The sequence below is a fragment of the Snodgrassella sp. CS2 genome, assembly GCF_050310315.1.
GTDB classification, from domain to species: Bacteria; Pseudomonadota; Gammaproteobacteria; order Burkholderiales; family Neisseriaceae; genus Snodgrassella; species Snodgrassella alvi_E.
Genome location: NZ_JBNPBA010000003.1, coordinates 168,189 through 181,181 on the forward strand (window position 1 = coordinate 168,189; position 12,993 = coordinate 181,181).

Below are 12,993 nucleotides of genomic sequence, written 5' to 3' on the forward strand. Positions count from 1 at the left end.
CATACATCATGAGCCAAACCGAAAACGAAAACGAAACAACGCAAACTACAGCAATTGTAAAGCATAAACCTCCATTCAATGTACTGGTATGGATTATTCCTGCCCTAGCCTTACTCACTGGCGCATGGCTACTCATACAACATCTTCGCCATACAGGACCGGAAATTACCTTATATATCAATGATGCTGATGGAATTGCAATCAACTCAACAGAAATTAAAGTATTAAATGTTACGGTAGGCAAAGTCACATCAATCAGCATCAGTCCGGATGAAAAAGGTGTACAAATCAAAGCCAAAATGAATGCCGATGTCAAAAATATGCTGCGTAAAGATACACAGTTTTGGATAGTCAAACCACGCATCGACCAAAGCGGCATCACCGGCCTGAACACGTTGGTATCCGGTTCCTATATTGCCTTTACGCCTGGGCACAGCAAAGAAAAAGCTGAAACGTTTACCGTAGCAGATTTACCACCTGTTAGCGCCATTTCTCAGAGCGGAATCCGTCTGCGCCTTAAGGGTCACAGTGACAAACTGCTTACCCCCGGTAGCCCTGTTTTATATGGTGATATCAGTGCCGGCCAGATAGAAAAGGCCTATTTTGATCCCAAAGACAACAACGTTCACTACCAAATATATATCAACAGCCCTTACGACAGCCTTATTGGTGATAAAGTCAAATTTTGGCTCCAAACCGGTGTTCAGGTTACCGCATCTGGCGGCGGCGTCCATATCGACTCAGCACCATTACCTGCTCTTTTATCCGGTGCCATCGTATTTAAAACTATGTTTGAAGGCAAAGGTACACCTGTAGGCAATAATACAGAATTTACTCTATACAACAGCGAACGAGAACTAGACAACCTGCCTACCAAACGCGCCCAATATTACGTTGTTTTCTTCCAGCAATCCGTACGTGGCTTAAGTGTCGGGGCTCCTGTAGAGTATCAAGGTATTAATATTGGTTCCGTTGCCGACGTACCCTATTTTGCACTCAATGACAGCCATAAACTCTTTCAGCATGGCTGGGTACCCGTCCGGCTGCGTATCGAACCCGGGCGCATGGAAATTAATGCCAGTAAACAAGATGACAAAATCTGGCAGCAGCAAATTCAGCAGGCCCTTAATCACGGTCTTTCTGCCTCGCTAGAAAAAGACAACTTAATCACCGGTAATCAATACATCAGCCTCACACAGGCTCAACCGGGAGAAACGCTGCTCAAACCGCTCACACACTATCAGGGTTACACCGTTATCGGCAGCAATCGAACCGGATTAGATATGATTCAGAATCAACTTTCTGCCTTATTGACAAAACTCAATAACCTACCGATAGAACATTCCATGAAACAGCTGGACAGCACACTAGCACAGCTAAAAACCACACTAGCCACCGCAGACAAACTGCTGGCACAGAATAAAACCCAGCAACTACCAGCAGAGCTTACCGCTACCTTGAAAGAATTGCGCACCACTCTGCAAGGTGTTTCCAGCACATCCCCACTTTATGGTGATATTCAGCAAACCCTGAAAAGTATAGATACAACTCTTAAAGAAGCACAGCCAACTTTGAAAACCCTCAGACAGCAACCAAACGCCCTTATCTTCAACCGTCGCGGTCATGATCCTGAACCTAAAGGAGCCAGATAATGAAAATCATACTATCACTTGTATGCACTGCTGCTCTGACCCTCACCGCGTGTGCTGGCACACCAGTGACCTATTATCAACTACCAGGCAGCAATTATCAGTTGCCCACCACAAGCCAGCGAATACCGGTACAGATAAAAGTTGTTCTGGCAGAACGACTCAATCAAGGTAATCTAGTGTATCAAGATACTCCAACCACCCTTCAATTTGCGCAGACACATTTATGGGCAGACGACTTGAGCAACGAAATCAAACTGGTTCTGGCTAATGAACTAAACAAAAAAAGCGTGCGATATTGGTTTACACCAGAAAACAAAACCAAAGCCACACTCACCGTATATATCCAATCTTTTCAGGGTAGCTATGATGGCTATATAAACATCAATGGTTACAGCAGCTGGCAGGGAGCAACTGAAAACAACAAAAATTTCAATATCCATATTCCGCAGCAAGGTAATGGCTACAGCAACATGGTTAATGCACTAGCACAGGGACTATCTAACGTAGCACAAACCATTGCCCCTGCTGACTAAACTTATTTTCTCTTATCATCCGCACAAATTCGGCCAGTAAAACTATTGTTTAACTGGCCGAAATGCTAAATCGATTGTTTAAAAACATTGACTACACTAAATTCATATTATCTATAACTTCAGTTAGAGCAAACCACAGAATGTCAACCGATGGTATAACTGAAAAATTAAATTAAAAAATTTCTGCGAAAGAAAATCAGTCTATTTAAAGCATCAAACAATTTCATCGCCAGACAAGAAGAAAGATTTATAATAAAACACTTATTTCCTTTGAAAAAAAGCCATGAAACCTTTTATCGTTTCACAGATAGCCTGCTTCTTACTTTGTGCGTGTAGCATAGGAGTGCCTTCCAACGTCGCCATAGGTATAGGCGGAGGTAATCATAATTTCGGACTAGGCACCTCAATATATTTTCCTATTAAAACCAAACCAATACCTGCAGAACCGCCTGCCATAGCAGGTACCGAAAAAAGCAGCCCTCCTACTGCCACTCCATCTGCTTCAAACAAGAAACAACCAGCAAGATAGCCTGTTTGGCACTACTGGCATTGAACTTAACAATCAATAAAACATAAACAAAATACCAAAGAGATAGACACCGCAAACTCAAAAAACACTTCCAAATCATGTAAATTCATAACAACATCAATACCTATGCCACAAAAACAAAATAGCTTTTAGACAAATTATGCCTAAACCGTATAAACCGTGCTAAACTCAACAGCAACTTAAATTAATTACTCAAAAATCAGAGTAAAACCTATGGCTGGCAATACTTTCGGGCAAATTTTTACTGTTACCACCTTTGGTGAAAGCCATGGTGCCGCACTTGGTTGCGTGATAGATGGGTGTCCGCCTGGAATGAACCTAAGTGAATTTGATATTCAGCAAGATCTAGACAGACGCAAACCGGGCACTAGCCGCCATGTTACTCAGCGTCGTGAAGAAGATACTGTCGAAATACTTTCTGGTATATTTGAGGGCAAAACCACTGGTACACCAATCGGATTATTAATCAGAAACACCGATCAGCGTAGTAAAGATTATGGCGCAATTGCCCAAAGCTTTCGCCCCGGACATGCTGACTACACTTACTGGCACAAATACGGTATTCGCGATTTTCGTGGTGGTGGGCGTAGCTCGGCTCGCGAAACTGCCGCTCGAGTCGCTGCTGGTGCCATTGCAAAAAAATGGCTACGCGAACATTATCAAACTGAAATCGTTGCCTATATTACCCAAATTGGCGAAAAAAAAATACCATTCGAAAACGAAAGTTTTATAAACAACAATCCCTTTTTCGCTGCCAATCAGAGCCAGATTGAAGAACTGGAACAATACATGGACAGCATCCGCAAAGCCTGCGACTCTATCGGAGCTAAACTGCATGTTACTGCCCGTAATGTTCCAGTAGGTTTAGGCGAACCTGTATTTGATCGACTGGATGCCGATATAGCCCATGCCATGATGAGCATCAACGCTGTAAAAGGTGTTGAAATCGGAGCCGGATTTGAAAGTATTTGCCAAAAAGGCAGCGAACATGGAGACGAACTGACACCAGAAGGCTTTCTATCCAACAATGCTGGCGGTATACTGGGCGGAATTAGCAGTGGCCAAGATATTCACATTAATCTAGCCATCAAGCCTACCAGCAGCATCGCCACACCGCGACACTCTATCGACATTCATGGTCAACCAGTTATACTCGCCACCCATGGTCGCCATGATCCGTGTGTAGGTTTACGCGCCGCGCCGATTGCTGAAGCTATGCTTGCACTGGTATTGATAGATCATGCATTACGCCATCGAGCCCAGAATGCGGATATACAGGTAAATACACCAAATATTGCCCATCATAACCAATAGCCCACCAATATCTAGATGTAATTTTTATAGCCATCCATACATGTAATGAACTGAATCATCAACTGATTAATTCCAATTACTAAAGTGGCCGTAAACAACAAGGAAGTAACTATATGAGTCAAGAAACCGCTTTGGGTGCAGCCCTCAAATCAGCTGTACAAACCATGAGCAAGAAAAAACAAACTGATATGATTGCCGAACATATCTACCGTAAGTACGACGTATTCAAACATTTCAAACCATTGGCAATTGGTATTGATCAGGACTTAATCACAGCACTGCCACAATATGATCCAGCATTGATTGCGCGTGTACTAGCTAATCACTGTCGCCGGCCACGTTATATCAAATCTTTGGCACGCGGCGGTAAACGCTTTGACCTGAATAACCGCTTTAAAGGTGAAGTTTCACCAGAAGAACAAGCCATTGCTAAGCAACATCCCTCGATGCAAACAGCCAAACCAGCCACAGACAATACTTCAATTACTGAAAAAGAAGTTCTAGAACCTGGCCAAAGTATCGATAGCGAACAAACACAAAACTAATACTCCATATTTAACACACGAGCTTCATGCTCGTGTTTTCATATTATGCTCTTCGATAGCCACTGCCACCTTAACCATAGCCCACTTATTGAGAACCTAACTCAAGTGCTGCAGCTGGCTGCCGAAAAAAACATCAGCCACTTCCTCGTGCCAGCAACCAATCCTGACGACTGGATAGCCTCCCTTAATTTGGCACAATCTCAACCTTACATATACGCAGCAATCGGCATTCATCCATGGTATTTAGACAGCTTTAGCGATACTGCAATCGACAATCTGGAAAAATTGCTGCTTCAGCATTCACAAGCCTTAATTGGCGAAATCGGACTTGATTATGTTCATGCTGAAAATATAAATGATAAAAACCAACAAATTAACTGTTTCGAAGCCCAATTACAATTGGCCAAAACAACTCAGCGACCAACAATCATTCATCATGTACATGCTACAGCTGACTGTTTGCGCAGCATTAAACGCTGTGGTTTTACTAATGGAGGTATTGCACATGCATTTTCTGGAAGCATAGAAGAAGCACAGGCATGGATTAAACAGGGTTTTCTAATTGGTGCCGGTTCTCTGCTTTTGCGCCCACAGGCTAAAAAAATACGCCAAATCGCCACATTGCTTCCTTTACAACATCTGGTCATCGAAACAGATGCACCCTATATGTCCCCTAACCCTCAACACAGCAACAGTCCTGAGCATTTACTTCAGATAGCTAAAATCATAGCCAACTTGCGTAACATGCATTGGCAGGATATCGCCACTATCACCACTCAAAATATGTTTAAATTATTAAATATAAATTAAACTTTTATTTACAAAGATAATGTATTTAATCACTCATCTGGTACAGCCAGATCTTACTTAAATGCAATGAATTATAATTTCCAAACATGCTACACCCCGATTCCTCTGTAATTTTATGCATTTATCATTTAAATAAAGAACCCGCAGATAAACTAAATCATTTAAAAATAAACAAGGGGGAAATCTCCCCCTTGTTTAACTAAAATACTCAGATTAAAAATTGACTTGTGCACTGATATTATAGCGGCGTCCATCCAAAGTACGGCCATAATCTTGCTGATCAACTCTTTTATCAAAAATATTATAAATCCCACCACTCAGAATCAAATCTTTCCGAGGTTTATATACCAGACCAGTATCCACAAAACCATAAGAAGGCTTACCAATCGCCATAGAAGTACGTGATAAATAATCTGAAGTACGACTGCGGAAATTCCAGCGCGCCCAACTAGAAAATTTTGTATTCGCATTCCAATTCAGCGTGGTATTGAACATATGTTTCGGCATCTCATTTAGCGGTTTACCACTAAACTGCCCACTTTTTTGCTCACTCCGAGTAAAAGTATAATTGGCAGACCAATCTACTTTAGGCGTAACTTTCCAGCCAAAAGTTGCCTCAATACCGCGCAAGAGCGCCTTATCCACATTTTCACGCTGACTTATGAAATCAAAATACTCATTTCGCCATGAGCAAGCATTTGAACCAACCTTGCCCTGACAAGTACGTACTTCTGTTATTTTATTTTTAAATTTAGTGTGATAAGCAGTCACCCCGCCGGACAAATTACGGTTATTATCCCAATTAAAACTGATTTCAAAATTATCTGATTTTTCTGGTTTCAATTTAGAATTACCCACAATCATCCCATTAGAATAACCACCACCAGTTGCCTGTCCCCAGCCATCTGACGCAGCGCGTAACGCCGGCGCCTTGTAGCCACGGGAATATCCTCCTTTAATTGTCCATTTTTCATTCGGCGTCCATACCCCATACAACTTCGGTGTTAACTCCGAACCATAATTTTCATCATGATCAAGACGTGCCGCACCAGTTAAAGCAAAAGTTGGCACAATACGCCACTCATCCTGACCAAAAACTGCCCAAGAATCACGCTCTAGTTTTGTTAACCTTCGTCCATTAATAATCAACTGATTACCGGAATCATTAAGCTGCTCTCGCTGCCATCTGCCACCAATACTTAGCGTATGCCGATGCAAGCGAAACTGAGTTTGCGTATTGAAAATAGTATTTTTTTCATGCATATCACGAGACGGGTTATCATTTTCCTCTCGCTGGACATATGATTGAGTATCAATATTTTCATAATATCCACGATGAGTGACACTATATTGATTACGGTCATACAGCGTATAGTCATCAGTTGGTTTAGCTCCGCGTCGCGGAGTCGGATCGATCGTTTTACCGACCTTACCATTACGATTCTGCAAACTGCGGCTGACTTCAAAATCAACCGTGTTATTATCATCAGGCGTCCAAGACAGCACCAAATCACCATTGCGCATACGCTGTTCTTTATAGCCACCAATAAACTTATCCTCATCCCGATGAGAATATCCTGCATTAGCTCTAATGCCCAGACGCTCTTTAATCAAAGGACCGGAAACATACACACTACTTTGCAATATATTGCCACTATTACTGTGCTGCTGAATCGTACCATCTGCTTTCACTGATCCTGTCCAGTCAGCAGCCGTTTTTTTCGTAATAATATTAATTACACCACCCATCGCATCAGAACCATATAAAGCCGAAGCCGGTCCCCGAATCACTTCTATTCGCTGAATTGCAGATATGGGCGGCATCCAACCCTGTTCAATCCCAGGCCCATCAGAATTCGGGCGAACACCACGCGAATTTACACGCTTACCATCTATCAGCAACATCGTATACGCCCCAGACATACCCCTGATACTAATGTCCTTAGTACTGCCGCCACCGGTTATCACCACGCCCGGAACATCTTGCAAAGCATCAGTCACATCATGGTACTCTTTAGTTTCCAGCTCCTTAGCATTAATTACTGTAATTGAAGCTGCAGCATTTTTTGCCTGTTGCTTAAAACCAGATGCAGTCACCACTACATCAGCCAAATCCGCCTCCGCGGCATATAATGGAGAAACCAAAGTAGGCAGAAGCGCCAGCGAAAAAGAATGATGGACTAGTTTGCGCATACAAAAAATAGACTCCTGAAAATGATCACGCCAAAAAAACGCTTAAACTAAAGCGTTACATTTACATAATGATAATAATAATCATTATGTAATTTAACATAAATAAACAATAAAAGCATTAAATTTATTGACAAATCATCAATCAGAGCTACATCAAAGAAAGCAAGAATGACTATTTCAGCCTTAATGAGCGCAATTAGAAAGGCAGCCCAGCCCAGAAGATTCGATATTTCTATCTAAAACAAATCAGTTTTATTTATCTAAATGAGAACAAATAAAAAATCCCTGAATAAATCAGGGATTTTTCAAAAATGGCGGAGAGTAAGGGATTCGAACCCTTGATACAGGTTTTGCCCGTATACTCCCTTAGCAGGGGAGCGCCTTCGACCACTCGGCCAACTCTCCGTAGAGAAGTGCGAACTATACCCAATCGATGCTTTACTGTCAAACAATATTCACGGCAAAACAGCCAGAAATATTAGAACAATTTCTAACACACTAACAGTAAAAGATATTTTCTTTTCGATAAAATCTATCATCAGCTTCATAATTTTATTACATAAAGCAAATACCTCCATAACATAGACAATTCCAGCAAAGCATCCATATCAAGCTAAAACTATCCCATTACAAATAGCAAAAACAGTATATTGTATTAACATAGCTACACGCTTAAAGGGTCAAAATTTGCTGCACTATACAAAAAAATGCTTTCCAAATTTCAGCCTGTCTTATCCAAGTGTAAATTACCCTGTTCTCATACCAAGGCTTCGGTATAATACCAAGCTTAATTACCTTAACCTGCTAATCATTGACAGGCCTGTTGTTTGTACAATTTATCGCACAACAATACAAAAATTTAAAAAATCTGGAGACTTGCATGAGTGCAATCATTGACATCTTTGCGCGTGAAATACTCGATTCACGTGGTAACCCAACAGTTGAATGTGATGTTTTACTAGAATCAGGCGTAATGGGCAGAGCCGCAGTACCGTCTGGTGCTTCAACCGGCGAAAAAGAAGCATTGGAACTGCGTGACGGAGACAAACAGCGTTATCTTGGTAAAGGTGTATTACACGCTGTAGAAAATGTTAATAATGAGATTGCACAAGCATTAATTGGCATCGATGCCAGCGAACAAAGCTACATTGATCAGATTATGATTGATTTGGATGGTACCGAAAATAAGGGTCGTCTTGGAGCCAATGCTACTCTCGCCGTATCACTGGCTGTCGCCCGCGCCGCTGCAGAAGATGCTGGTTTACCTTTATACAGATACATCGGTGGAGCCGGACCCATGTCTATGCCCGTGCCCATGATGAATGTTATTAATGGAGGTGCACATGCCAACAACAGTTTGGATATTCAAGAATTCATGATTATGCCGGTAGGTGCAGAATCTTTCCGTCAAGCTCTGCAATGCGGTGCAGAAGTTTTCCACCAGCTGAAAAAACTATGCAACGACAAAGGAATGTCTACTTGCGTTGGTGATGAAGGCGGCTTCGCACCCGATCTGTCCAGCCATGAAGAAGCAATCAAACTGATACTGTCTGCAGTAGAAGCCGCAGGCTATGAACCCGGCAAAGACATCGTTCTGGCTTTAGATTGTGCATCTAGTGAATTCTATAAAGATGGACATTACCAATTAACAGCAGAAGGACTGAACCTGACCAGTGCGCAATTTGCAGATTATCTTACAGAACTGGTGAACAAATATCCGATTGTCTCAATCGAAGATGGTATGAGTGAACACGATTGGGATGGCTGGAAATTATTAACAGAGCGATTGGGCAAAAAAGTACAGTTGGTAGGCGATGATTTATTTGTCACCAATCCCGCCATTTTAAGCGAAGGCATTGCTCAGGGACTAGCTAATTCATTACTCGTTAAAGTTAACCAGATTGGTACCTTATCAGAAACACTAAAAGCTGTAGATCTGGCGAAACGTTCAGGCTATACCAGTGTAATGAGCCATCGTTCAGGTGAAACTGAAGACAGCACCATTGCTGATTTAGCCGTGGGTACCAACTGCATGCAAATTAAAACTGGGTCCCTGTCACGCTCCGATCGAATCGCCAAATATAATCAATTGCTGCGAATTGAAGAAGAACTAGGTAGCGCTGCTTATTATCCAGGTAAAAAAGCCTTTTATCAGCTGGGCTAAAACGGATGTAGGCAAAACTGATAGGCAAATAAGATGAAGTGGGTAACCTGGGTACTGTTATTGGCACTGGCCAGTTTGCAATATGACCTGTGGATGGGACATGGCGGCTGGCAAGACATGTGGAAACTGGAAAAAAGTGTTATTGCGCAAAATTCCAGTAATGAAGCATTGATACAACGCAATCGTGCCCTCACTGCTGAAGTTAAAGATCTTGCTGATGGAAAAGATGCAATCAACGAAATGGCTCGCGATAAACTTGGATATATACAAGAAGGCGAAGTATTTTACCGCTTTGTACCCTCTGGAACGCTCACAACCATAACTGATACATCAGCCACCATACCCACAAGATGACATGCCAATAATTACCCAGATAAACAGCTTTCATTAATGAAAGCTGTTTTTATTCACAGATATGATATGTCATTCAATTTTTATCCATTCGAAATTTCATATTACAAAATTCAGTTGCATACCTACGACAGCTACTGGCCATTTCAGGTCGATATCAAAGCATAAAGCGGTAATATAGATAGCCAGTATATTTAACCATCAGTATGATGTTATAGATCATAGGCGCACGTTGCATATAAGTAGGAAATAAAAAGGCAGATAAATGATATCTATTCAGAAAACAAGTTACGGTCTCAAAGTTGTATTACATAACGACTTTACACTTAAAGACTTCAATCAACTGGAAGAAGCATTATTATCAGCCATTAATCAAAAACAACAGCCTGATTTATTGCTGGATTTGAGCCAAATGAAAGACTTTACCATCGATATGGCTCTAGAACATCTACGATTTTTACGCCAACATGCACATGACTTCGGCCGTACCGCTATCGTTGTTGAAGACATATGGATTCGGCTTGGTGCACGTTTTGCCAACCTATTGACTTTACAACACCCAAAATACTTTAGTGAAATCGAACCAGCACAAAGATGGCTAGAACAGAATGCTCAAACCACAACTGTTATTGGTAACAATCATTAAATGCATCAATTTAAATTGATATATTCTACTTTTACCAAATAAACCTATTCCAAAAATAATAAAATATTTAGCATAATTAATCACAATAGGTTTATCCAATTAGAAATGGTCTGAGCAAGTACTTCCGGTTGCTCCAAGGGAATCATATGCCCGCAATTGTTAATGACTTTAAGGCTGGCCTGTGGTATGAATTCCTGCAACTCTTGTGCCTCATTCAAAGAGCGCATCTGATCCTGTGCTGCAGCAATAACCAGAGTTGGACAAGAAATTTTCTGGTCAGTTGGCGTTGCCCGATTGAGCAGCGACTGTCGTTTTAAAACCTCAAATCCCAAACGTGCACTCATACCACGAATACGAGCAATTAAATCCATATTATTCTGATTATCCGGACGCAAAGTCTGCATAATGGCTTTGTTTCCTAATCCTCGAAAATGTAAATGTTGCTGAATCTCTAATGTATTCAGCTTAGCTTTATGCTGCTCAGGAGTATCTTCACGTAATGACGATGCGATTAACACCAGAGCGGCAACCCGTTGCGGATATCTTGCAGCTAAAGCCCTTGCGACAAATCCTCCCAGAGAAAAACCGATTAGTACAAACCGTTTCGGTGCAAAAGCAGCTATATTCTCCGCCATAGTTTCAATATTTTCACCCTTGGACAAGGAAGCACAGCATACAGATTGAGAAACAGGTAAACAAGATTTCATCTCATCCCATAATGTTTCATCCAGCATAAAGCCGGGAATACATACCCAGGGTAAAAAGCCTTGGTCGGACATTTTATAATTCACCATCAAAAAAATTATTTTTACAAATTAAATATCAGCTTAATTTCTACTCTGCCCACTAACAAATCAAAACAGGTTTTTTGTATTCTGCACATAAATAAAAATATAGTAGGCTTAATATATCAGTATTCTATATCAACTCAAGCTAAAGCATTTAAAGCAAAAACAGCGAGCCATTTTTCAAGATAACAATCATCAATTGTCTCTATTTCTCTAGCAAGTAGAAATACCTTCACAAATACTCACTTTAGTAAGTATTTAGTATTTTCAACCAACGCTATCATCAATCACTGCGCCCTACACATGCAAAAAATTTCTCAACCACATCCTCTGAACAATAAACATTATGCCATCCTGCATAAATACAATACATATAAATATATCCGTAACTTAAACCTCATCATTCATAGCAAAATTGACTTGACGCAGCACATATCGCAAAATTAAACATTCATTAACATTATTAATTGATTGAGAGGAAATCATGACCCAAAATTTTATTTTAACCAGTTCCGAATTTAAAAATGGCGATACCGTTGATTCCTCCTATCAAAGTGACCGAGATAATCAGTCGCCAGCATTAGCATGGCAGAATGCACCGGCCGGAACCAAAAGTTTTGCAATTCAATGTCATGATCCGGATGCACCAACTGGAGGTGCAGGCTGGTGGCACTGGATGGCAGTCAATCTTCCTAAAGACATAACCGAATTACAACGTAATGCCGGAGCAGCAGATGGGCAAAATCTTCCCTTAGGTGCACAGCAACTACGTAATGACACAGGAACCTTGGGTTATTCAGGATTCTACCCACCGGAAGGCACTCCGCCCCATCGTTATATTTTTACCGTTTATGCTTTAGATACCAATAAAATTGATTTGCCGACGGATGTAACTACCAGTTGTGCAGGTTTTATAATCAACAGCCATGCTATTGCTCAAGCTTCGATTACTATTTACTACGGTCGATGATTAATTCAATAATATTAATTTATCACCAAATATAAAAAAGGTTGGCCTTCAAAGACCAACCTTTTATTCATAATTTTTCTTCAATCTTCTATGGGTTTTTCTTTTGCTACCGTATCTATCAGATGCGAAATACTCATACCCCGTTCAAGAGAATCGTCATAAATAAAAGTCAATTCAGGTGTTCGGAAAAGAGTAATTCGCCGCGCCAGCTCACTGCGCAAATAGCCTCTAGCATGTTCTAAAGCTTCTTCAGTAACAGCACGTGTAGCGTCATCCAGCACCGTATAATAAATAGTAGCGTGGCTATAATCACGAGTTACTTCAACTTCATTAATCGTAATAAAACCGGCTCTCGGGTCTTTCAGCCCCACACGTACCAAATTGGCCAACTCACGCATAATTTGCTCTTTGACACGATCCTGACGTGCATAACCGCGTTGTGGTTTGCGCATAATCATTCCTTTCTATGAAAAGGCA

Annotated in this window: 13 protein-coding genes and 1 tRNA gene; 10 read left to right on the forward strand and 4 right to left on the reverse strand. The window is 41.2% G+C overall.

Going from position 1 to position 12,993, the window contains the following annotated elements; translation table 11 throughout:
• Window positions 1-8 precede the first annotated feature (8 nt).
• The 6 genes from pqiB (at window position 9) to ACQP6D_RS06085 (ending at window position 5,404) form a co-directional block, all read left to right on the forward strand.
• Window positions 9-1,652 carry an intermembrane transport protein PqiB gene (gene pqiB, locus ACQP6D_RS06060; RefSeq protein WP_427857693.1) on the forward strand — a complete coding sequence of 548 codons (1,644 nt, stop codon included), beginning with the start codon at window positions 9-11 and terminating at the stop codon, window positions 1,650-1,652.
• Complete coding sequence (locus ACQP6D_RS06065; protein WP_367433060.1) at window positions 1,652-2,185, forward strand: PqiC family protein; 534 nt, start codon at window positions 1,652-1,654, stop codon at window positions 2,183-2,185. The genes pqiB and ACQP6D_RS06065 overlap by 1 nt, the downstream gene beginning before the upstream one ends.
• A gap of 283 nt (window positions 2,186-2,468) precedes the next feature.
• Window positions 2,469-2,714: a hypothetical protein gene (locus ACQP6D_RS06070; RefSeq protein WP_267403264.1), complete on the forward strand. Its 246-nt coding sequence runs from the start codon at window positions 2,469-2,471 to the stop codon at window positions 2,712-2,714.
• 234 nt (window positions 2,715-2,948) lie between these two features.
• Window positions 2,949-4,049, forward strand: a complete 1,101-nt coding sequence (gene aroC / locus ACQP6D_RS06075; protein WP_100152036.1) for a chorismate synthase — start codon at window positions 2,949-2,951, stop codon at window positions 4,047-4,049.
• 113 nt (window positions 4,050-4,162) lie between these two features.
• Window positions 4,163-4,594, forward strand: coding sequence for a ProQ/FINO family protein (locus tag ACQP6D_RS06080; RefSeq protein WP_370470213.1), 432 nt, complete (start codon window positions 4,163-4,165; stop codon window positions 4,592-4,594).
• Window positions 4,595-4,639: 45 nt separating this feature from the next.
• Window positions 4,640-5,404: a TatD family hydrolase gene (locus tag ACQP6D_RS06085; protein WP_267391104.1), complete on the forward strand. Its 765-nt coding sequence runs from the start codon at window positions 4,640-4,642 to the stop codon at window positions 5,402-5,404.
• A 213-nt stretch (window positions 5,405-5,617) separates the two neighbouring features.
• Here the strand turns inward: ACQP6D_RS06085 and ACQP6D_RS06090 are convergent, their stop codons facing one another.
• Both ACQP6D_RS06090 and ACQP6D_RS06095 read right to left on the reverse strand, forming a co-directional pair.
• A complete protein-coding gene (locus ACQP6D_RS06090) occupies window positions 5,618-7,597 on the reverse strand; it encodes a ligand-gated channel protein (RefSeq protein ID WP_370470215.1) in 1,980 nt (659 codons plus the stop codon).
• Between the two features lie 312 nt (window positions 7,598-7,909).
• Window positions 7,910-8,002, reverse strand: a tRNA-Ser gene (locus tag ACQP6D_RS06095).
• 475 nt (window positions 8,003-8,477) lie between these two features.
• Here ACQP6D_RS06095 and eno point away from each other — a divergent pair.
• The 3 genes from eno (at window position 8,478) to ACQP6D_RS06110 (ending at window position 10,758) form a co-directional block, all read left to right on the forward strand.
• Window positions 8,478-9,761, forward strand: coding sequence for a phosphopyruvate hydratase (gene eno / locus ACQP6D_RS06100; protein ID WP_427857694.1), 1,284 nt, complete (start codon window positions 8,478-8,480; stop codon window positions 9,759-9,761).
• Between the two features lie 33 nt (window positions 9,762-9,794).
• Window positions 9,795-10,115, forward strand: coding sequence for a cell division protein FtsB (gene ftsB, locus ACQP6D_RS06105; RefSeq protein WP_367422852.1), 321 nt, complete (start codon window positions 9,795-9,797; stop codon window positions 10,113-10,115).
• A gap of 262 nt (window positions 10,116-10,377) precedes the next feature.
• A complete protein-coding gene (locus ACQP6D_RS06110; RefSeq protein WP_367578279.1) occupies window positions 10,378-10,758 on the forward strand; it encodes an STAS/SEC14 domain-containing protein in 381 nt (126 codons plus the stop codon).
• 80 nt (window positions 10,759-10,838) lie between these two features.
• On the opposite strand, the gene ACQP6D_RS06115 is transcribed toward ACQP6D_RS06110, so the two are convergent.
• On the reverse strand, window positions 10,839-11,537 hold the full coding sequence (locus ACQP6D_RS06115) for an alpha/beta fold hydrolase (RefSeq protein WP_370470216.1): 699 nt from the start codon (window positions 11,535-11,537) through the stop codon (window positions 10,839-10,841).
• 493 nt (window positions 11,538-12,030) lie between these two features.
• Here ACQP6D_RS06115 and ACQP6D_RS06120 point away from each other — a divergent pair, with 493 nt between their 5' ends.
• A complete protein-coding gene (locus ACQP6D_RS06120) occupies window positions 12,031-12,516 on the forward strand; it encodes a YbhB/YbcL family Raf kinase inhibitor-like protein (RefSeq protein ID WP_427857695.1) in 486 nt (161 codons plus the stop codon).
• Window positions 12,517-12,596: 80 nt separating this feature from the next.
• On the opposite strand, the gene rbfA is transcribed toward ACQP6D_RS06120, so the two are convergent.
• Window positions 12,597-12,968 (reverse strand): 30S ribosome-binding factor RbfA, encoded by a 372-nt coding sequence (gene rbfA, locus ACQP6D_RS06125; protein ID WP_100141364.1) that lies wholly within the window; start codon window positions 12,966-12,968, stop codon window positions 12,597-12,599.
• Window positions 12,969-12,993 lie beyond the last annotated feature (25 nt).

Coding starts and splice junctions, on each gene's coding strand:
- pqiB (WP_427857693.1), top strand. CDS start 9: ATGAGCCAAACCGAAAACGAAAACGAAACAACGCAAACTACAGCAATT.
- ACQP6D_RS06065 (WP_367433060.1), top strand. CDS start 1,652: ATGAAAATCATACTATCACTTGTATGCACTGCTGCTCTGACCCTCACC.
- ACQP6D_RS06070 (WP_267403264.1), top strand. CDS start 2,469: ATGAAACCTTTTATCGTTTCACAGATAGCCTGCTTCTTACTTTGTGCG.
- aroC (WP_100152036.1), top strand. CDS start 2,949: ATGGCTGGCAATACTTTCGGGCAAATTTTTACTGTTACCACCTTTGGT.
- ACQP6D_RS06080 (WP_370470213.1), top strand. CDS start 4,163: ATGAGTCAAGAAACCGCTTTGGGTGCAGCCCTCAAATCAGCTGTACAA.
- ACQP6D_RS06085 (WP_267391104.1), top strand. CDS start 4,640: ATGCTCTTCGATAGCCACTGCCACCTTAACCATAGCCCACTTATTGAG.
- ACQP6D_RS06090 (WP_370470215.1), bottom strand. CDS start 7,597: ATGCGCAAACTAGTCCATCATTCTTTTTCGCTGGCGCTTCTGCCTACT.
- eno (WP_427857694.1), top strand. CDS start 8,478: ATGAGTGCAATCATTGACATCTTTGCGCGTGAAATACTCGATTCACGT.
- ftsB (WP_367422852.1), top strand. CDS start 9,795: ATGAAGTGGGTAACCTGGGTACTGTTATTGGCACTGGCCAGTTTGCAA.
- ACQP6D_RS06110 (WP_367578279.1), top strand. CDS start 10,378: ATGATATCTATTCAGAAAACAAGTTACGGTCTCAAAGTTGTATTACAT.
- ACQP6D_RS06115 (WP_370470216.1), bottom strand. CDS start 11,537: ATGTCCGACCAAGGCTTTTTACCCTGGGTATGTATTCCCGGCTTTATG.
- ACQP6D_RS06120 (WP_427857695.1), top strand. CDS start 12,031: ATGACCCAAAATTTTATTTTAACCAGTTCCGAATTTAAAAATGGCGAT.
- rbfA (WP_100141364.1), bottom strand. CDS start 12,968: ATGCGCAAACCACAACGCGGTTATGCACGTCAGGATCGTGTCAAAGAG.